This is a genomic window from Chitinophaga niabensis, from assembly GCF_039545795.1.
Taxonomy (GTDB): Bacteria; Bacteroidota; Bacteroidia; order Chitinophagales; family Chitinophagaceae; genus Chitinophaga; species Chitinophaga niabensis_B.
In genome coordinates this window covers 751,980-772,756 of sequence record NZ_CP154260.1, presented here as the reverse complement: position 1 = coordinate 772,756, position 20,777 = coordinate 751,980, and the positions used below count along the sequence as shown (strand labels likewise).

Sequence of the window (20,777 nt, the reverse complement as noted above, 5' to 3'; positions counted from 1 at the left end):
GTTTCCTAATTTAATCCACCAGATGTTACGAAGTTTACTCGCCTCCATTTTACTCATGTACAGCCTATGTTCCGTTGCCCAGCAAAAATCAACGCTACGGGGAACTGTGGCAGACTCTACGAATAAAGAACTATTGGAAATGGCGTCCGTAAGCGTCCAGGACCCAAAGGACAGCAGCCTCATCACCTATACCCTTACTGATAAAAAAGGGGCTTTTGTGCTAAATGGCCTGCCAGAGAATAAAGCAGTACGCCTGCTGATCTCTTATACCGGTTACAGAACTTATTCCCGCATCTTACCGGCAGACCGGGCTACCGACCTTGGTCAGGTATTCCTCCCCCTTGCCACCCGCGACCTGAATACCGTAGTGATAGAAGGAGACCGTCCGCCGGTAGCCATCCGTGCAGATACTATCGAATTCAATGCAGCGGCTTTTAAAACCCGCCCTAATGCTGTTGTGGAAGATCTTCTGAAGAAACTGCCCGGTGTGGATATAGATGAAGAAGGTGGTATCACCGTGAATGGAAAGAAAGTAAGCCGCATTTTAGTAGATGGCAGGGAATTCTTTGCCAACGACCCTAAACTGGCTACCAAAAACCTGCCCTCCAATATCATTGATAAGGTGCAGGTGATGGACACTAAAACCAAACAGGAAGCAAAAATGGGGGTTCAGAAAGATGGGGAGGACAGGACCATCAACCTTACACTGAAAGCAGATAAGAAAAAAGGACTGTTCGGCCGTATATCTGCAGGTTATGGTACAGATGAACGTTTTGAAGCCAGCGGTATGGTGAACTATTTCAACGGCCCAAAGCAGATCAGCTTCTTAGGCTCTTCCAATAACCTGAATAAGATCGGGTTCTCACAGGGAGAAATGATGTCTGTTGCGGAAAGAAAAGGAGGCGGTACTTCTGTTATGGTATCCAATGGTGGAATAGAAGTGAATGGTATTTCTTTCGGTGGCGGTGGGGAAGGTATCCGTACAGCTTCCACGCTGGGTTATAACTATAACGACAGATGGAACGATAAAGCCAATGTGAATAACAGTTACTTCTTCAACAATACCAATTCCCGCAATTATTCCATCAGTAACCGTCAGCGGCTCATTGATAATTACAATATCTACGGCATCAGAGATGGTTATGGACGCAACACCAATCACCGCATGAACTTCAGTGTTGATATTGAACTGGACTCTGTAACACAGTTAAGCATCCGTCCCAGCTTTGACTATACAAGGCAAAGCGCGAACAATAATGGTGATGAAACAACCCGGGATGAAAACAATGCACTGGTGAATACCAACAAAACAACTAACCGCTCTTTAAGCGACCGTTATAACTTCCAGAACAATATCGATTTCACCCGTCAATTAAAAAAGAAAGGCAGAAGTATCGGTTTAAATTTTTCCAATACCTATAATACACAAGAGGGAAATGCGTATGTAGTCTCCGACCGTGATTTCTATGTGAATGAGCTGGTGGACTCTACAGCCAATACCAATCAACGGACTATTTCAGATAGTAAGAATGAGAACTACAGGGTACAGCTCAGCTTTAATGAACCACTGTCTGCTGTATGGAGGTTAAATGTCTCCTATGCCTGGAACTATAATTTGAGTAAATCCAATCGCAGAACCTACAACTATGATGAGGGAGCAAAAGATTATACGGAGCTGGACAGCCTGTTCACAAACCGTTTCAGAACCCTCAACACCAGCCAGCAACCACAATTATCCTTTATCTATTCCAGCAAAGATAAAAAGTGGAATGCGACCCTGGGCGGTACGGTATACCTGAATGTGCTGGATAATCATTCTTATACTGACAATACTACTTTACGGCAATACCAGACCAACCTGTCTCCCAATTCCCGCATCTCCTACCGTTTGAAGAACAATGGCAACCTGTCTTTAAACTACAATGGCTACATGCAGCAACCAAGCATTGATCAGTTGCAGCCGGTAAGAGATAATGCGAATACCCTGAACATCAGGGTGGGTAATCCTGATCTGAAACCATCTTTCTCACAGAACATTCGTTTTGGTTTTGACCGTTTCTCTCCCACCGGGTTTGGGATCTTTTCCGGGATAGGCATTATGCCGGTACTTAACCGCATTTCTACTGCCACCCGTATACTGAGCGGTGGCGGGCAGGAAACAAAGGCCATCAATGTGGATGGTACTTACAGTATCAATGCGAACTTAAACATCAGCAAGAATAAAAAGGCGAAGGATTATCAGTGGCGCATCAATGGCGGGTTCTTTGGAAATGGTTCAAAGAACATCAACTTCTCCACACTCGGCAATGCCAAAGGAGATACCGTACTGCGTGCTAATTCTACCATGAACTGGTCATTATCCCCGATGCTGAATTTCTCCTATTCTTACAAAGAATTGCTGGATGTAACAATGATGTACCGTCCCAGCTTCAATGCGGTGAAATATTCCGTAACGCCACCGAATAGCCAGAACAGCTATTATACACATCGTGCAAATGTGGGTGCTACACTGTACTGGCCTTATAACTTCTCGCTGGAGAATGATGTGAATTATACCTATAACAGCCGTACTTCTCCTGGTTTCCGCAAAGGGGTGGTATTGTGGAATATGGGCCTGGCTTATGACTTCTTTAAAAATAAGAGTGCACAGCTGAAGCTGAGCGCCTATGACCTGTTAAGGCAGAATACAAGTGTAAGACGGATGCAATCCGACTATTACATTGATGATTACCAGACGAATATTGTGGAGCAATATTTCATGCTCACGTTCTCTTATAATATCAGCAAGTTTGGCGCGAAACCTAAAACCTCTAACCGCAGGGGCCAGGGTGGCGGATTCATGATCTGGTAAATAAAAAAGCCTCCGGTGCACCGGGGGCTTTTTTATTTCTTCCTGTTCCCATAAAAGCGTAAATTAACAATCTAAGCTGTGAACATGAAACATTCACTCTTCTTCCTTGCGCTCCCCCTCCTCCTGCTGGGTATTTCCCTGTTCGGAACAAAACATACCCCGCCACTGCCAAAAGGCGACAGTATGGGCTGTGCACCTCCCCTAAGGGAAAATTTCGATACTGCGGCTAATGGGAAATTCATTGTATCACTTCCCGGCTGGGGACAGTATGCTTACCGTATTTCCACAGATAACGACAGTGCACAGTATTATTTCAACCAGGGGCTGAATATGTATTACAGCTATCACCTGCGGGAAGCTACCGCTTCTTTTAAGGAAGCCGCACGCTTTGATCCTGCATGTGCAATGGCATACTGGGGGCAGGCCCTGTCCCTTGGGCCAGGCTATAATTTCGCGCATACTTATTCCATGCCTAAGAGTGTGCCGGCTGTACTGCAACTAATGAATCAAAATATTGCACAGGCATCAGATAAAGAGAAACAACTGATTGCCGTGATGAACCGCCGCTATGATGAAACAAAACATCTAAACATCCCGTATGCCAATGGCATGAAGGAGCTCATAGCCCTGTACCCGGAAGACCAGGATCTAAAAGCATTATACATAGATGCCATTATGCTGATCCATCCCTGGGATTTCTGGTTCAATGATGGCCGCCCGAAAGAATGGACACCGGAAGTAGTAAAGCTCTGTAAATCGCTGTTAAAAGCATCTCCTGAACATCCCGGGGCTTTGCACTATTATATCCATCTTACAGAAGCTTCCCGCCACCCGGAAGTAGCACTGCCTAATGCGAAAGCATTAAAGCAGCTTTTACCGGGTGTAGCGCATATGGTGCATATGTCCAGCCACGAGTATGAAAGGAATGGTTTGTATGCACAGGGGGTGGAAGCCAATGACCTGGCAGATAAAAACCTGGTATACTATGATTCTCTTGCGGATAATATTTTCCTTGCCAGTCATTCTTCTCATTACTTCGCTGTGCAAACCTTCTGTGCTCTGAGCGGCGGTATGTATACCACCGCCAAACGTACTGCGCAGGAATGCCGGAACAGTGTTTCGCCCAATTCCTCATCTACCTATGAGCAATACCTCTACATGATGCCGGAGCTGATGCTGGTGCGCTTGGGCAAATGGGGTGAAATACTGAAAGATGATCTACGGCCTGATGAAAGCTGGCCTTATGCATCCCTCCTGCACAACTTTGCCAGAGGGCTGGCATTTGTTTATACTGGCAGAACTGATTCTGCACAGGTACAATTGCTGCAGCTGCAGGAAAAAGCCAAAGATCCGGTGTTAAAAACGAGGCGTGTGCCGTTTAACTCAACCCTGCAGGGAGCAGGCATAGCGGAGGGAATATTGCATGCAGCCATCCTTTTTGCGAAACAGGAAAATAATGCTGCCATCAGCAGTCTCACGGATGCGATCAGGATAGAGGACAGTCTTGTTTATACAGAACCCAAAGACTGGATGATCCCTGCCCGTCAATTTTTAGGTGCTTATTTGTTGCAACTGGGTAAACCTGCCATGGCAGAAAAAATATACAGGGAAGACCTGGTGTGGAATCCGGGGAATGGCTGGTCTTTACTGGGTTTATGTCAGAGCCTTGAAGCACAGCGTAAAAAGAAAAACCTGGCGGTATACCGTACTAAATATCAACAGGCTTTTTCGCATGCTGATGAAATACCACCAGGTTCTGTTTATCTGCGTTAAAAATATCGTTCCTTCAATACGTTCTGGTGATGTAAAGCATGACCGATGGTGATGAACCCTAAGCTCCGCACTGTAATATCCACACCACTGGCTTTTCCGTAGCGGCCCAGTTCTTCTTCGTTCAAAGAACGGAAAAAGAATTCGCTGGCCTTGCGTACCAAACGGAATTCCTCCAGCATATCTGCCCAGTTCAGGTGATCCACCCGTGCAACATCTGCGTAATCATTCTCTTCGAAGCTGGCAAGCGGCGTAGCATCCTTACGTGCAAAACGAAGGGCGCGGTATACAAAAATACGTTCCGCATCGATGAGATGCTGTAATACCTGCTTCACCGTCCATTTGCCGGGGGCATAGGCGTAGTTCAGTTTAGCTTCGGGGATATTCTGCAGGAACTGCAGTGTGCCGGCAGTCTGGTTACCAAAAGATACAGAGAGATCGTCTTCAGGAACCAGGCTGATGTAGCCGTGGTAATATTTACCATATTCCTGGGGCAATGGTCTGGGCATATAGTTGTACGTTTAAATTTTAATTGAAGATATCACTTATATTTAAGGTGCGAAAAACTTACCTGCTATGAGAAAAACAGCTATCCTGCTTTTAACCCTCTTCGCTTATTGCACCGCCGTTGCGCGCGTGAATGAAGATTCCCTGTGGATTCGCGAAAATTATGTCAAGAAAGAAGTGATGATACCCATGCGCGACGGGGTAAAATTATTCACGTCGGTTTTCATGCCCAAAAGCGGTGCTGAAAAACATCCTATCCTCATGAGCCGTACGCCATATTCCTGTGCGCCATATGGAGAGCAAAACTTTCCGCCTTTTTATCTTAAGTATCACAATCATTATTTCCGTGAAGGTTACATCATTGTTATACAGGACGTACGTGGCCGCTGGATGAGTGAAGGGGAATTTGTAGATGTACGCCCGTTTAATCCAAATAAGAAAACGAATAAAGATATTGATGAAGCCAGTGATACATATGATACTATCGACTGGCTGGTGAAGAATATCGAAAACAATAATGGCCATGTGGGTGTGTTCGGTATTTCTTACCCGGGCTTTTATTCCACCATGGCAGCACTCAGCGGGCATCCTGCATTGAAAGCTGTAAGTCCGCAGGCACCCGTTACTGACTGGTTTGCAGGAGATGATTTTCATCACAACGGCGCCTTTTTCCTGAACGATGCATTCTCATTTTATTCCGGCTTTGGAAAACCAAGGCCGAAGCCAACTACTGTTGGGCCTACGGAATATCCTTATCCCACGCACGATAATTATAAATTCTATCTCGAAGCAGGCTCCTTAAAGAACATCGCCAAACTGATGGGAGACAGTATTAAATTCTGGAAGGACCTGTATGCACATCCCACTTACGATGCCTTCTGGAAAGCCCGCAACGTGCGGAACTTTTTGAAGGATGTAAAGCCTGTTATGCTGACAGTTGGCGGCACTTTTGATGCAGAGGACCTGTTCGGCGCCTGGAATACTTACAAAGCTATTGAAACACAAAGTAAAAACACCAATAACAGGATAGTGATGGGCCCATGGTATCATGGCCAATGGTCTGCCAATGATGGCAGTTATATGGGGAATGTGCGCTTTGGCAGCAATACCTCTACATGGTATCAGCAAAATATCGAAATACCTTTCTTCGATTTTTACCTGAAAGGAAAAGGCAATGTGCCGGATATCAAAGAAGCTACTGTATTCTTCACCGGAGAAAACAACTGGAAACAGTTACCGGTTTGGCCGCCTGCAGAAATGAAAATGACGCCTGTTTACCTGCAACCGAAAGGAGGGCTGAGTTTCAGCCTGCCTGCCGTTAGCGAAAATTTAAGATCAACGTATTTCAGTACCTATACCAGCGATCCTTCCAAACCAGTCCCTTATACAGAAGACGTGCATTTCAACAGAACGATCAGCTATATGAACGATGATCAGCGTTTTGCTGCAAGAAGGCCTGATGTACTGGTATTCCAGACAGATACCTTAACAGAAGACCTTACCCTGGGAGGCCCCATCGTAGCAGATCTGCTGGTGAGCATCAATACTACAGATGCAGATTTTGTGGTGAAAGTGATTGATGTTTTTCCGGATAATTTCAGCTATGGCGATGTTCCCGCTTCCACAGCTCACGCAAGATATGTATCTTCAAGTTATCCGATGGGCGGTTACCAGATGCTTGTGCGTGGAGAAGTAATGCGTGGTAAATTCCGTAACAGTCTTGAAACACCGGTTCCTTTTAAACCCAATGAGCCCACTACCGTAAAATTCACCTTACCGGATGTGGCACATACTTTTCAGAAAGGTCACCGGTTGATGGTGCAGATCCAAAGCTCATGGTTCCCTCTGGTGGACAGGAATCCGCAGCAATTCACAGACATTTATAATGCGGCGGACAAGGATTTCATCAAATCGGATATTACTATCTATCATAGTAACAAACGGCCGTCCAAGATCATCTTGCCGGTTATTAAATAACACCACGTTAAAAAATACGCATTATGAAACGACTATTCCCTGCAATACTGCTGTTGCTGGTAACGCATCTGTCCTTTGCACAGAACCCGCTTACAGGCGCATGGCAATTGATGCCAGGCGGCAGTGAACCACAAACTGTGCGCATCATTGAAGACGGTTATTTTATGCAAACGGTTTACGACCATGCCGGCAAACAATTCATCAGTACCCTGGGCGGACAGTTTTCTGCAGATGGTCAATCCCTGCAGGAGATCATTGAATTCAATACAGCCGATAAAAGCAATGTAGGCACTAAAAACACCTGTTCCTACATACTGGCTAAAGATGTACTGACAGTTACCTGCAATGGCAAAAACGTGAAATGGCAGCGCCTGGATGAAGGCAAAGCAGCCCTGAGTGGCACCTGGCGTATTACCGGCAGGGAAAATAACGGCACTATTGAACCCATGCGGCCCGGCCCCCGTAAAACATTGAAGATCCTTTCCGGCAACCGCTTCCAGTGGGCAGCCATCAATACGGAAACCAAAGAATTCTTTGGCACTGGCGGCGGTACCTACACTTTTGAGAATGGCAAATACACTGAAACCATTGCTTTCTTTTCCCGGGATAGCAGCCGTGTAGGCATGAGCCTGTCCTTTGATGGTAAAGTAACCGGCAAACAGTGGCACCATAGCGGAAAAAGCTCTAAAGGGGATCCTATCAGCGAAATATGGAGCAGGATTGAATAATGTATTATATTGCAGTTCTAAATATACATAACTGTTAATATGATAATAAGAAAATGCCTATTTATCGCCGCTCTGAGCGTACTGGCCCTGCAAACTGCCTATAGTCAGAAAAAGAAACCTGCCGCAGCACCGGTTTCTGCCTTAAAAACACCGCTGGATTCCGTTAGTTATGCTATCGGAAATGACCTTGCACAAATGCTGAAAGGCCAGGGGCTGGACAGCCTTAACCTGAAGCTGCTTTTTACCGCCATTCAGGATCAATATGCAGGCAAAAAACCCGTGCTTTCTGCAGACGAGGGAACGTTAGCGGTTAGCAGGCATATCCAGAAGGTAAAGGCAGAAAAAGCGGCAAAAAACAAAGCGGTGGGAGAAAAATTCCTGGCGCAGAATAAAATCAAACCAGGCGTGGTAACCTTACCCAGTGGTTTACAATACCAGGTGATCACAGCAGGAACAGGGCCTAAACCCGTTCTGACAGATAAAGTGAAAGTACATTATCATGGTACGCTGATAGACGGCAAAACTTTTGATAGTTCCGTCGATCGCGGTGAACCATTGGTACTCGGCGTAAGTGGTGTAATTAAAGGCTGGACGGAAGCGCTTCAGTTAATGAACACAGGTTCCAAATGGAAATTATTCATCCCTTCTGATCTCGCCTATGGCGATCGCCAGGCGGGTGCAATGATCACACCGGGCAGCGCATTGATATTTGATGTGGAATTAATTGGTATAGAACCGGCAGCACCTCCTGCCGCTCCTGCACAGTAAACGCATAAAAAAAAAGGTAAAGCTCCCGCTTTACCTTTTTTTATTTACTTATTTTATTATCCTCGGTATCCTTGTTTCCAGCATCATAAAATCTGCCAGTACCATAGCTGTGATGGCTTCCAGTACCACGGGTACACGGAGTGCGATACAGAGATCGTGACGGCCTTTTACGGAAAATGTTTCCACTTCCCCGCTGGTGATGTTGAGTGTCTGCTGATCTTTAGGTGTGCTGGAAGTAGGTTTCACGGCTACGCGGAATACCAGCTGGTTTCCGTTAGTAATGCCGCCTACAATACCTCCTGCGTTATTAGTAGCTGTTTTACCACTCGCATCAATAATAGGATCGTTGTGCTCAAGACCTTTCATCTTAGCGGCAGCAAAACCTGCACCGAATTCAATGCCTTTAATAGCCGGAATAGCAAATGCAGCATGTGCGATATTAGACTCCACGGAATCAAAGAAAGGCTCTCCTAATCCTATAGGCAATCCATCCACCGTACATTCCACGATACCACCTACAGAATCTTTTGCTGCAATAGCAGCAGCCAATCCTTCTTCTGCATCGGCAAAACCGCCTACTTCTTTCAAAGTAGCGTTCACCTGGATCTTATCTCCCAGTATCTTTTTTGCGATCACACCGGCTGCTACCAGGTTGAGGGTGAGGCGGCCGCTGAAGTGACCACCACCGCGGTAATCCTCAAAACCACCAAACTTTTGTGTAGCCACAAAGTCTGCATGGCCGGGCCTCGGAAACTCGCGGAGTTTGGCGTAATCAGCACTGCGGGTGTTATTGTTCTCGAATAAAATAGTGATCGGCGCACCGGTGGTATGATCATTGAACACGCCTGATTTCAGGAATGGCAGATCATCTTCTTTGCGGGGAGTGGTACCTTTTGCACCTGCCTTACGGCGGCCCAGGTCATACAGGAAATCTTCCTGTTTCAAGGGAATACCGGCAGGTATACCGTCGATATTCACACCCACGCTTTCCCCATGCGATTCGCCAAAAACATTTACCCTGAATATTCTACCAAAACTGTTCATGAACGTTATTTTATACTTTCAATTCCTCTCTTTCCACTATGCCACCCAGTGTTTCCAGGTGTTCATAGAATTCCGGATAGGATTTATTGATCGCTTCCGCATTTTCAATGGTGACAGCACCGTCTGCTGTTAAGGCAGCCACTGCGCAGGCCATGGCAATGCGGTGATCGTTATGGGAAGATACGGTCACATTACCTTTGATACCGGTACCGCCATGCACAAACATCTCATCTCCCTGCAGGTCTATCTTAATACCCATCTTCGCAAATTCCTGCTGCAGGGTAAGGCCGCGATCGCTTTCTTTATGGGCCAGGCGGCTTACCCCTTTGATCTTTGTGATCCCTTTGCAATTGGCAGCGAGTGCTACCAGCGGGGGGAACAGATCAGGGCAGTCCGTTGCATCCATTTCAAAAGGCTTCAGTTCATTCTTCACCACAATCATGGTGAATACACCGGGCAATATTTCCGCTCCGGCTTTTTCCAGCGCTTCCATAATAGCCTTATCTGACTGGGCAGATTGTGTGTTGAGGTGATGCACTTCTGCTTTACCGGCTACAGCAGCAGCTACGAGTAAAAAGGCGGCACCGCTCCAGTCACCTTCCACCGTATATTCCTTTGCACGGTATTCCTGTTTCTTATCGAAATGGAATACTTCGAAATTATCCTGGCGCACTTTCACACCAAAATGTTCCATGATCTGTAAGGTCAGTGCGATGTAAGGTTTGCTCTTCAGGTCTTTAACCGTGATAGCTGCCTTATCCGCTACTGCGCCAAAAGCCATCAGTAAACCGGTGAGGAATTGGGAAGAGAGGGAACCGTCTATGGTAATATCTTTTGCCTGCAGCGGGCCTTTGATCTTCAGCGGCAACTTACCGTCCTGGCTTTTGATATCAACGCCCAGTTGCGGCAGTACTTCTTCAAAGAAATGCATGGGCCTTGTAACAAGGCTGCCATGTCCTTCTATAGTGATAGGCTGTTCAGACAGTGCAGCGATGGGCGTGAACATACGGATGCCCAAACCGGACTCTCCGCAGTTGATCTCATCATAAAAAGGTTGTACGCCTTTACTGGTGATCTGAATACCATCATCGAGCCGCTTTACCATGGCACCCAGGTTCTCTGCTACTTCCAATGCTGCCAGGCAGTCATTGCTTAAACCCGGATTGTGGATCATGGTGGTGCCTTTTGCCAGGAGTGCTGCCGCAACTGCACGTTGCATGGCACTCTTGGATGGATTGGCTGTAACCACACCATTGATAGCAGCAGGTGATATAATGACTTTCATTCTTTATGGATCTACAGTTCTTGTAAAATTTGTTTCAGCTCATCTAACAGGATCGGTTGCGTGGTGGCTTTACCGATCTCGTTGAGCAGCACAAAATGAATATGGTCCTTCTCGCGCTTTTTATCCAGCTTGAAGATATTGAACACCTCCTCTTTATTTGAAGTCATGGTTACCGGTAAACGGTAATCATTGATCAAACGGATCAGCCGGTTGGTTTGTTCGGATGGCAGCTTGTTTATTTTTTCGGAGATCTTAGCAGCTGCTACCATTCCGATGGCCACCGCCTGTCCATGTGGAATGCTCTCCAGCTTCTCCACGGCATGCCCGAGGGTATGACCAAAATTCAGCCAGCGGCGAACACCACTTTCAAACTCATCTTCCAGTACAAACTTCGTTTTAATCTCCACCGAACGTTCCACCAGGAATTGTAATACGCTTACATCCTGCGCAAGGGCTTTATCCTTGTTCGCTTCCAGGTAAGAAAACAGTTCAGCATCATAGATACATGCATACTTGATGATCTCGGCAAAACCGTTGCACCACTCCGTTTCCGGCATGGTGGTGGGCAGGCTGTAATCAAAAAGAATGAACTCCGGCTGGCGGATAGTACCCAGCATATTCTTATGCATGCCATGGCTCACTCCATTCTTGCCACCGATAGATGCATCTACCTGGGCCAGTAATGTGGATGGTATAAAACCAAAAGGGAGTCCGCGCATATATATGCTGGCCACAAAACCCGTCATATCCGTGAGCATACCGCCGCCAATACCAACCAGCATTGTTTTGCGGTCTGCTTCCAGTTCAATCAGCCCATCTATGATCTGTTCCAGCACCTCCATGTTCTTGTGCTCTTCTCCATCCGGTACTACCAGCTTTTTCCAGCCGGGCAGCACATCTGCATAGTGTTGGTCCACATTCTCATCCAGTAAAAGGATGGTGCGGTCTTTATTTACATAATTGCCGAGGTTTGCCAGGCTTTCGCCGAGGTAATACTTCGTTGTTGCGTGTTGGAACTGGTGTGTTTGCGTTGTCATATATCCGGAAAAATGGGGCTTAGTCGTTCATCACTTTGTTCTGGCGATTGATAGATTCCAGGTGAACTGCATCAAAGTATTTCAATACAAAATCTTTGGTGAGGCCCAGTTTCTCTCCTGCCCTGATGGCGCGGTCCAGAATTTCGTTCCAGCGGTTTGTTTGCAGGATAGTGATGTTGTTATCTTTCTTATACTGACCGATGTTCTCAGCAATGTTCATGCGGCGGCCCAGGAGCAACAGGATCTCATCATCGATACCATTGATCTGGTTACGCAGTTTTTCCAGTGCAGTGTTGAAGTCTTTATGATCAGTACGTTCATGTCTCCAGGTAATATTATCCAGCAGTTCACCGAATTTCTCAGGTGTGATCTGTTGTTTGGCATCGCTCCATGCGTTATCGGGATCTACGTGTGTTTCCACCATCAGACCATCGTAATCGAGGTCGATCGCTTCCTGTGAAACAGCCTGCAGGATATCGCGGCGGCCGCTGATATGGCTTGGGTCGCAGATCATCGGTAATTCAGGATGACGGCGTTTCAGTTCAATAGCCAGGTGCCACATAGGTGCATTACGGTAGTCTGTATTACCATAGCTGGAGAAACCGCGGTGGATAAGACCTACTTTTTCAATACCAGCTTTCTGGATACGTTCTACTGCTCCGATCCAGAGTTCCAGATCAGGGTTGATCGGGTTCTTGATCAATACAGGGATCTTCACACCTCTCAGTGCATCTGCCACGTCCTGTACAGAGAAAGGGTTCACGGTTGTACGTGCGCCGATCCACAGGATATCTACACCAAAGTGCAGTGCATCTTCCACTTGTTTGGCGGTAGCTACCTCAACGGTAGTAGGCATGCCGGTGAGTTCTTTTGCTTTTTGCAACCAGGGCAAACCTTTAGGTCCGATACCTTCAAAAGAACCCGGGCGGGTACGTGGTTTCCATATACCGGCGCGGAGTACGTCCACTTTACCGGTTTTAGCAAGTGCCAGTGCAGTGGCTAATACCTGCTCTTCGGTTTCTGCAGAGCAGGGACCTGAGATGATCAGCGGCTTCTTATCTGAAGCCGGGTCAGCGAATTTCGTTTTTGCTAAGATCTGTTCCATTTTATTTGTGATGTGTTAAGTTGAAAATTTGCGTGTCTATTTTAATATCTTCCTTATTTTATTGCTCTTCTGGATCAGCTTGTAGAACGTATCGTAATCCTCATCCTGCAGCAGCTGCTTCATCTGTTCCAGTTGTTTGATATGTTCTTCCAGAACGTCCAGCACATTGTGGCGGTTGTGTTTGAAGATGGGCACCCACATATCCGGGGAGCTTTTCGCCAGCCGCACGGTAGATTCAAAACCACCGCTTGCCAGTTCAAAGATGCGGCCCTGCTCTTTTTCCTTTTTCAGCACCGTTAATGCCAATGCAAAAGAAGTGATGTGTGAGATGTGGGATACATAGGCCGTATGCAGGTCATGTTCTTCCGCATTCATGTATACAATGCGCATGTTCAGCTGGTCTACCACTGTTTCTATCAGCTCCACCGCATCTTCATCACTGTTCTTCACATCGCAAAGTACCATGGTCTTTTGCGCGAAGAGGTTGGGTATGGCAGCATCCGGACCGGAGTATTCTGTACCCGCCATCGGGTGCGCTGCTACAAAACGGCCTCTGTGCGGATGGCCTGAAACGAGCTGTAATATTTGCTGTTTCGTAGAACCCACATCCATGATCACATGGGTTTTGTTTATTTTATCCAGGATGGAAGGCAGGGCTTTCAGCATGGCATCCACGGGGATGGCCAGTATGATAAGCTGACTGCGGTTCATCGCATCTTCTATATCCGAAGCTTCATCTATGATCTTTAATTCCTGCGCCCTTTTCAGGTTCGCTTCATTAAAATCCACGCCAATGATCCAGTTAGCTATTCCTTTCTCTTTTAAACTCAGCGCCAAAGACCCGCCTATTAAACCAACACCTATTATAGTTGCGATCATATTTTAGCAGTTTGGGGTTCCCGTATAGTTTGTTTTACACGTTCAATGGCTTCGGCAAATACCTGCTCATCCCTGCAAAGGCTTACTCTTATATATCCATTGCCGTTAGCACCGAAGATACCGCCGGGGGTAATGAATACATGTGCTTTCTGCAATACTTCATCACTTACGGCAAAACCATCTTTGTAACCGGCAGCGATCTTAGCCCATACGAACATTCCTACCTGTGCAGGATCAAAGCTGGCACCCAGGAGGTTCAGCAGTTCAAATACTTTCTTACGGCGGCCGCTGTAGATCGTATTTAATTCAGCATACCATTCAGGACCCAATTCCAGTGCGGCTACGGCAGCCATCTGTACAGGCTGGAACATACCGGAGTCCATATTGCTTTTGAAGCGCAATACTTCATTCAGGATCTCCGCTTTTCCCACCAGCATGCCTATACGCCAGCCGGCCATATTGCCGCTTTTGCTGAGGGAATTCAGTTCCAGTGCTACCTCCATGGCACCCGGTGTAGCCATGAGGCTGGCGGGTTTATCGTTCAGGATGAAGCTGTATGGGTTATCGTGGCAAAGCAGGATGTTATGTTTTTTTGCAAAAGCTACCAGGGCAGTAAAAGTACCTTCCTTAGCTTCTGCGCCGGTGGGCATGTGCGGGTAGTTCACCCACATCAGTTTCACTTTGCTAAGGTCGCGTGCTTCCAGTGCTGCGAGGTCCGGCTGCCAGTTGTTCTTATCTTCCAAAGCATAGGTAACCGGTGTTGCGCCACTCAGCTGAACTGCGGAACGGTAGGTGGGATAACCCGGATCAGGGATCAGGGCTTCATCCCCGTCCTGCAGAAAGGTCATACAGATATGCATGATGCCTTCTTTAGACCCGATCAGTGGTAACACTTCTGTGTCCGGGTTGAGGGGAACGTTGTAGAACCTGCCGTACCAGTTAGCCATGGCCTGCCTTAGTGCCGGGATACCTTTATATCCCTGGTAAGCATGCGTGTTAGGTTTAGCGGCATGCTCATTCAGAGCGGCTACCACAGAGGGATGCGGCGGAAGGTCCGGACTTCCGATACCAAGGTTGATCACGTTGGCTCCCGCTTTATTCATCTCATCGATCTCGCGGAGCTTCCGTGAAAAGTAGTATTCCTCGGTGTGTTGCAATCTTTTAGCTACGGATGGTTGCATTGATTTTCAGTTATATCTAGGCGTGCGTGTTACCTTTTTTGTAAATGCCCAACACCTTGAGGTGTTCTGTGAGCGGTGTGATCTCTTTGAGCGCCTGGTTAAAGTGTTCCAGTGAATCAAATTCCATGTCCGCATGAAAATAATAATTCCACTCTTTAGCCGGTATGGGAAAACTCTGGATCTTGCTCAGGTTGATCCCTTCAGCCGCTACCCTGGCCAGCACCTTGGCAAGACTTCCCCGCTCGTGAGAAGTTTGGAAATATACGGAAGATTTGTTTGCATCCGCAGGTGCTTCTACCCCATCTTTTGAAATTGCCAGGAAGCGGGTATAGTTATTCTTAGCCGTATGGATATTTGGTGCAATGATATCCAGCTCAAAGATCTCGGCGGCCAGTTTACCTGCAATAGCTGCGGTAGCTTTCAGTTTCTTCTGGCGAACATGTTTTGCACTCAGCGCGGTATCTTCTGTTTCCACCAGTTTAATATGGGGGTATTTTTCCAGGAAGTCCGTGCATTGCAGCAAAGCCATCGGATGCGAATGTACTTCTTTCACGTCATCGATCGTTTGGCCGGGCAAAACCATCAGGTGCTGGTTGATCTGCAGGTATACCTCTCCTACTATATGGAGGCCTGAGTTCTTCAGCAGGCTGTAATTGGGAAGGATGCTGCCGGCGATGGAATTTTCAATGGCCATCAGCCCTGCGTCCACCACGTTTCCCTGCTTCACTTTCCGTACCAGTTCGGAAAAGGAGCTGCAAGCTTCAATAGATATCTGTTTACCGAAATAATTCCTTGCGGCAACCTGGTGAAAACTTCCTTCAAAACCCTGAATAGCTATGTGCATAAAATTGTGTTCGTATTTGAATAAAAAAGGGGCCCCCTGAGCAGGGCCCCTTTATTTGTACGTTTATGATAAACTGTTGTTACAAAAGAGGCCCTGCTTCTTCTCCGTAAAAGAAAAAGTAAAAGAAATACAGGCTAAAGCTCTTTTGTGACATATAATTGATCGTTTATCAGGTTTCATTGTAAAAAGAAAGGCCTCCTTTAGCAGGAGGCCCTTTTGTTAGTTTATATTTTTTAGCGTTACTAGCAAACGAACCTCCTATTCCTGGTACCAGAAAAAGTAAAAACCATAAAAGTAACCGAAGGTGCGTTGTTGCATTGCTGTTTATTTGCTTGTTTGATTGTACAAAAGTAATTCAGGATTTCAATTTCTCAAACAGGGAGCGTAAAATATACATACTGTCTAATAATTCAGTAGTTTCTATCGAAATTATCTAAAAACCTTCTTAAAATGATCTTATCCGAATAGCAAAAGGGCTTTTTCCCTGCTATAGCAAGTATTTATAAGATGTACTAAAAACAAAAAAGCCCCTCGTTTGCACGAGGGGCCGGATTAATATCCTTTATATTGCTTGCCGATAATTAGTGTTTAACAGCAGAATCGATCTTTTGAGCAGCAGAATCAATTACTTGAGCAGCTGAATCGATAGTTTGAGCAGAAGCAGAATCTACTGGAGGTACTGCGTTGATAGCGCTATCCAAAGAAGCAGAATCACCTTTGTTTTCAGTGCCAGCATTGTTACAAGCAGCTACGAACAGACCCAGAGCGAGAGCTAAGAAACCGAATTTTTTCATGACTAGTGTTTTTTAAGGTTTTTTGAAATGAGATTTACAGTTTATACCGGAAAGAGATAAAAGGTAACCCGTTCTTTAAAAAAATATTTTTTCGGTACTTTGGGTTACTAAAAGGTCGTTAATCGTATTAATAAGTGAATAATCTTTTGAACATAGAACGGGATCAGGAATTGCTGCAAGGGCTCGCCATGAATGACGACAAGTCGCTGGAAGTCATCTATTTAGATAATTTCCCCATGGTAGCTAAAATGATCTTGCAGAATAACGGATCAGAGGACGATGCCAAGGATATCTTCCAGGAAGCGATGATTGTGTTATATGAAAAGGTGCAGGAGGGGAATTTCATCCTTTCTTCCCGCTTAAAAACCTTCCTTTATGCTGTTTGCCGCCGCTTATGGCTCAAAAAGTTACAGGGGAACGCTTTAAACGGGCCTATTTATGAGGAACTGGAAGAAACCACTCCCGTAGAGGAGACCCTGGAGGCACAGGAAGAGAAAGACCTCCTTTTTAGCAAGATGGAAGCATCTATGGAAAAGATAGGGGAACCTTGCAAAACCATCCTCGAAGATTATTACATCCATCGTAAAAGCATGCTGGAAATTGCAGACCGTTTTGGTTATACCAATGCGGAGAATGCCAAGAACCAGAAATACAAATGCCTGATGCGCCTGAAGAAATTATTCTTTGCTCAAAATAAATAAATAGGCCCCCCGGGGCTACTGTGATGAACGATATACATCTCATACAAGAAATAGAACGCTACCTGGATGGCGAAATGAGTGCCCCCGAAAGGGAGGCCTTCGATGTCCTCCGCCGTAGTGATTCCAATATAGACCGGCAGGTGACTGAACACCAACTGCTGTTACAACAGTTCAGGGCCAATGGCCAGCGGAAAGCCCTCCTTCGTAAGATGGAAGCTATTCACGCCCAGATGCCTGCCACACATGTTGCCCAACCTGCGGCTCCTGTTGTTAAAATGCGCAGTAAGCGCACCTGGCTCAACCTGGCCGCCGCAGCCTGCATTGCACTGGTTACCTCTCTTGGTACTATTGCTGTTATGCAAAAGGCCGCCAAAAATTCCTCTACTGCTCAATACGAAGATGTAAGAAGGGTATTGAACAATATCCAGCGTTCCCAGAATGCCCTCAATCGCGATATCAATATTATTAAGAAAGCCCCCCTTAACCCGGGTACTTATGGCGGCACCTGCTTTGCCATCTCCCGGAACGGTTATATGGTCACCAATTACCATGTAATTGCCGGGGCAGACTCCATTTATATACAGAATAATAAAGGCGAAGCATTTAAAGCCGTTAGCGTATTCGAAGATGTGTCCAGCGACCTGGCCGTTCTCCGTATTGCTGATTCCGGCTTCCGTTCTCCTTCTTTACCTTACTCGCTGAAACAACAGCCTATCCGCCCCGGTGAAGAAGTATTCACTATGGGTTTCCCCCGCGATGAAATCGTTTACGGAAAAGGATATATCAGCGCACAGACCGGCTTTAACGGAGATACCCTGGCCTACCAGGTATCCATCCAGGTGAATCCCGGTAACAGTGGTGCTCCCCTGTTGGATAATAACGGAGAAGTGATCGGTATCATTACCGGCAAACAATCTACATCAGACGGTATTGCTTTTGCAGTGAAATCAGGTCACCTGAAACGTTTACTGGATGAATTACCAAAAGAGCGGTTCTCCCGTAAGGACCTGAAAGGTAATCAGCTGAACGGCCTTAACCGTGTAGAGCAACTGAAGAAACTGGAGGAGTTTGTGTATATGGTGAAGGTGTACAACTAAGCGAATTAGAAATGAAAAATAGAAGGAAGAGCTGGAGTGATCCGGCTCTTCCTTTTTTATAATCCTATTGATCTTCTTTTAAGGTAGCCTTTGGATCTCTCCGCCACAATTTAGCCCGCTCCGCCGTCCAGTAGATCAATGTTTCATTGGTCATGTTCCGCAACAGGTCGTGCGAAGGAGTGTATTTGTAAATGAATTGCAGCAGCGAATCTCCCACCAGGCCGGTTACTCTGGTGACAAAAGCTTTGGAATAACGGTAATCCACATAGGATTGCCTGTTATATTCATCGTAGAGTTTCTTGAATTTGCGGAGATCTTTCTCTTTTTGGGAATAGCGGGAGAAGGGGCTGAAAACGATACCAAATCCTCCCTGCCCCGGGCCTCTTTTGGATTTATCTACCAGGCTGCGGTTCTCTGTTTCCAGGAAAGGTTTGAACTCTTCTGCACGGGCGAGGGAATCCAGCTGATAAGGACTCCATTTCCCGGATACTTCCACACTGGGCAGAAAACGTTCCTGCTCGCGCAAGCGTACATCATTCACCTGTGTGCCTGCATAATTGGTGACCGTAAAACTATCGGACACATAACCAATAAAGGATACGATAATGAGGTCCCCTTTGCTGGCATTGATGCGGTAATATCCGCCGTTGTCAGAAAATGCTTTTGCGTTCGTATTCTTATTACGAACGGTAGCCGGGTATAACACCGTTTTTTTTATCGGATCAGTGATCTGGCCGCGCACCAGTACGGGTGTTTCAGATTGCGCAAAGGCCTTGCTGGCAGAACCTCCTGCTATGAGGCAGGCTACTATCGGGACGAGGAACAGTCTACAGGATTTCATATAACTATTAACAATTATGCACCAAAATAGTTAAGTATTCCCCCGTAATTATGCCATGCGCTGTTAAATGTATCCTAAAAAAAATACCGATATCCGGAGGCAGGGTATCCCGTCTCCGGTACCGGGTTAATTTTTACAAGGAACGGATGAGATTGATGACCTCATCCCGGGATTTACCAAGTTTGATCTGGATCTGCCCGATGAGCCGATCATCTTTGCCTTGCTCATAGAACAGGTCTGTGTCAGAAAGGTCAGCAAACATGTTTTTCAGCTTCAGCTTGATCTCATTCCACCTATCCTTGATCATTAGGATGTCCATATCGCAATGATTTAAAGTTAAATAATAAAGGGACAGGTAATGAAATTCAAAGTTTGTGCCAAATGAGAAAGATGGGCCATGGTAGCGGCAGGAGAAAAATCTCCTGCCGCGCCGGCTATGCTTTTATTTTAGTAGTAGTGGAAAAACGGGCAGATTGCCCGGCGGGAATAGTAACAAGTCCGATGCCATTATTAAAGGCATTAGGTGCGCCTGTGAGATTTTCCACCGCAATACTTTTACGATGCGGCGGTGTATAGATCTGCAGGATGGGATAACTCTTTTCCGGGTAGAATTCGATGCTGATACCTTTCAGGGGGTCATGCAGGGTGCATAACGGTGACGGTTGATCGAAATCCAGCACGAAAGAATTATCCAGGCTTACGCCCTCCATGCTTTTTGCCTGGCTAAACGCTGTATAAGGCAATACTTTACCGGTGGGAATCAATTGTTCGTTGAATTCCACGATCTCTTTGGAATGGAATTGCAGTTCCAGCTGATCCACGGGTGTGCCGGTAGAAAAATACGGATGCCAGCCATCCATCATTGGTATGGGCGCAGTATGCTCATTAGTGATGGTGGTGGTCACTTCCAAAGCATTGCCACTGAGCAGGCGGTATAACACATCGCAGGTATATGCAAAGGGGTAACCGGGATCGGTGCCTTTATATTTGTGCTGCAGTGAAACACTTGCATACTCCGGGGTAGCTTCTTCCGCTATTATTTCAAAGACCTGGTCGTACAGCAAACCGTGAATAGGTGATTTGCTGATCGTATAATCTTTTTGTTCCCAGCTGTATTGCGCATCTTTAATGCGGCAGGCAAACGGGCTTAGTTTCACACTTTTGAAACTACCGGCTACCTGCGCTTTCATTTCATCGCTGTTCTTGTAACTGTCTATAAGGTTGGTCTTCTGCCCTTTGTGCATGAATTCAAATGCATGCAAAAGAGCGCCATAGGAAGGGATGATCTGTACGCTGGTACCAGCATCGCTTTTTAACTCAATGATGTAAAAACCGTTCTGCTGGAGGCGTGCTGTACTAAAAGTCATG

Annotated in this window: 19 protein-coding genes; 7 read left to right on the top strand and 12 right to left on the bottom strand. The window is 46.3% G+C overall.

Annotated elements, in window-relative coordinates; all coding sequences use genetic code 11:
- Nucleotides 1–22 precede the first annotated feature (22 nt).
- Together AAHN97_RS03335 and AAHN97_RS03330 are read left to right on the top strand one after the other, a co-directional pair.
- A complete protein-coding gene (locus AAHN97_RS03335; RefSeq protein ID WP_343306136.1) occupies nt 23–2,851 on the top strand; it encodes a TonB-dependent receptor domain-containing protein in 2,829 nt (942 codons plus the stop codon).
- Between the two features lie 84 nt (nt 2,852–2,935).
- A complete protein-coding gene (locus AAHN97_RS03330) occupies nt 2,936–4,624 on the top strand; it encodes a hypothetical protein (protein WP_343306135.1) in 1,689 nt (562 codons plus the stop codon).
- Here the strand turns inward: AAHN97_RS03330 and AAHN97_RS03325 are convergent.
- Nucleotides 4,621–5,130 carry a DinB family protein gene (locus tag AAHN97_RS03325; RefSeq protein WP_343306134.1) on the bottom strand — a complete coding sequence of 170 codons (510 nt, stop codon included), beginning with the start codon at nt 5,128–5,130 and terminating at the stop codon, nt 4,621–4,623. The genes AAHN97_RS03330 and AAHN97_RS03325 overlap by 4 nt on opposite strands.
- Nucleotides 5,131–5,197: 67 nt before the next feature.
- Here AAHN97_RS03325 and AAHN97_RS03320 point away from each other — a divergent pair, with 67 nt between their 5' ends.
- From AAHN97_RS03320 to AAHN97_RS03310, 3 genes are read left to right on the top strand one after another with little or no spacing between them, the layout of a single operon-like run.
- Nucleotides 5,198–7,105 (top strand): CocE/NonD family hydrolase, encoded by a 1,908-nt coding sequence (locus AAHN97_RS03320; protein ID WP_343306133.1) that lies wholly within the window; start codon nt 5,198–5,200, stop codon nt 7,103–7,105.
- Nucleotides 7,106–7,128: 23 nt separating this feature from the next.
- Nucleotides 7,129–7,833, top strand: a complete 705-nt coding sequence (locus tag AAHN97_RS03315; protein WP_343306132.1) for a hypothetical protein — start codon at nt 7,129–7,131, stop codon at nt 7,831–7,833.
- 39 nt (nt 7,834–7,872) lie between these two features.
- A complete protein-coding gene (locus AAHN97_RS03310) occupies nt 7,873–8,601 on the top strand; it encodes an FKBP-type peptidyl-prolyl cis-trans isomerase (RefSeq protein ID WP_343306131.1) in 729 nt (242 codons plus the stop codon).
- Nucleotides 8,602–8,649: 48 nt separating this feature from the next.
- Here the strand turns inward: AAHN97_RS03310 and AAHN97_RS03305 are convergent, their stop codons facing one another.
- From AAHN97_RS03305 to AAHN97_RS03270, 8 genes are all read right to left on the bottom strand, one after another.
- Entirely contained in the window at nt 8,650–9,645 is a 996-nt protein-coding gene (locus AAHN97_RS03305) for a chorismate synthase (RefSeq protein ID WP_343306130.1), read from the bottom strand.
- Nucleotides 9,646–9,655: 10 nt separating this feature from the next.
- Nucleotides 9,656–10,930 carry a 3-phosphoshikimate 1-carboxyvinyltransferase gene (gene aroA / locus AAHN97_RS03300; protein WP_343306129.1) on the bottom strand — a complete coding sequence of 425 codons (1,275 nt, stop codon included), beginning with the start codon at nt 10,928–10,930 and terminating at the stop codon, nt 9,656–9,658.
- A gap of 11 nt (nt 10,931–10,941) precedes the next feature.
- Entirely contained in the window at nt 10,942–11,967 is a 1,026-nt protein-coding gene (aroB, locus tag AAHN97_RS03295) for a 3-dehydroquinate synthase (protein WP_343306128.1), read from the bottom strand.
- 19 nt (nt 11,968–11,986) lie between these two features.
- Complete coding sequence (locus AAHN97_RS03290; protein ID WP_074239769.1) at nt 11,987–13,072, bottom strand: chorismate mutase; 1,086 nt, start codon at nt 13,070–13,072, stop codon at nt 11,987–11,989.
- 36 nt (nt 13,073–13,108) lie between these two features.
- Nucleotides 13,109–13,951 (bottom strand): prephenate dehydrogenase, encoded by an 843-nt coding sequence (locus tag AAHN97_RS03285; protein ID WP_074239770.1) that lies wholly within the window; start codon nt 13,949–13,951, stop codon nt 13,109–13,111.
- Nucleotides 13,948–15,132 carry a pyridoxal phosphate-dependent aminotransferase gene (locus AAHN97_RS03280; RefSeq protein WP_343306127.1) on the bottom strand — a complete coding sequence of 395 codons (1,185 nt, stop codon included), beginning with the start codon at nt 15,130–15,132 and terminating at the stop codon, nt 13,948–13,950. Before AAHN97_RS03280 ends, AAHN97_RS03285 begins: the two co-directional genes overlap by 4 nt.
- A gap of 16 nt (nt 15,133–15,148) precedes the next feature.
- Nucleotides 15,149–15,976, bottom strand: a complete 828-nt coding sequence (locus tag AAHN97_RS03275; protein WP_074239772.1) for a prephenate dehydratase — start codon at nt 15,974–15,976, stop codon at nt 15,149–15,151.
- Nucleotides 15,977–16,557: 581 nt separating this feature from the next.
- On the bottom strand, nt 16,558–16,770 hold the full coding sequence (locus tag AAHN97_RS03270; RefSeq protein ID WP_343306126.1) for a hypothetical protein: 213 nt from the start codon (nt 16,768–16,770) through the stop codon (nt 16,558–16,560).
- A gap of 134 nt (nt 16,771–16,904) precedes the next feature.
- Between AAHN97_RS03270 and AAHN97_RS03265 the strand changes: the two genes are divergently transcribed.
- Both AAHN97_RS03265 and AAHN97_RS03260 read left to right on the top strand, forming a co-directional pair.
- On the top strand, nt 16,905–17,471 hold the full coding sequence (locus AAHN97_RS03265) for an RNA polymerase sigma factor (protein ID WP_343306125.1): 567 nt from the start codon (nt 16,905–16,907) through the stop codon (nt 17,469–17,471).
- A gap of 23 nt (nt 17,472–17,494) precedes the next feature.
- Entirely contained in the window at nt 17,495–18,568 is a 1,074-nt protein-coding gene (locus AAHN97_RS03260; protein WP_343306124.1) for a serine protease, read from the top strand.
- A gap of 64 nt (nt 18,569–18,632) precedes the next feature.
- Here the strand turns inward: AAHN97_RS03260 and AAHN97_RS03255 are convergent, their stop codons facing one another.
- From AAHN97_RS03255 to AAHN97_RS03245, 3 genes are all read right to left on the bottom strand, one after another.
- On the bottom strand, nt 18,633–19,409 hold the full coding sequence (locus AAHN97_RS03255; RefSeq protein WP_343306123.1) for a carboxypeptidase-like regulatory domain-containing protein: 777 nt from the start codon (nt 19,407–19,409) through the stop codon (nt 18,633–18,635).
- 133 nt (nt 19,410–19,542) lie between these two features.
- Nucleotides 19,543–19,728, bottom strand: coding sequence for a CsbD family protein (locus AAHN97_RS03250; protein WP_343306122.1), 186 nt, complete (start codon nt 19,726–19,728; stop codon nt 19,543–19,545).
- Between the two features lie 115 nt (nt 19,729–19,843).
- A complete protein-coding gene (locus AAHN97_RS03245; RefSeq protein WP_343306121.1) occupies nt 19,844–20,776 on the bottom strand; it encodes an aldose 1-epimerase in 933 nt (310 codons plus the stop codon).
- Nucleotide 20,777: the final 1 nt, after the last annotated feature.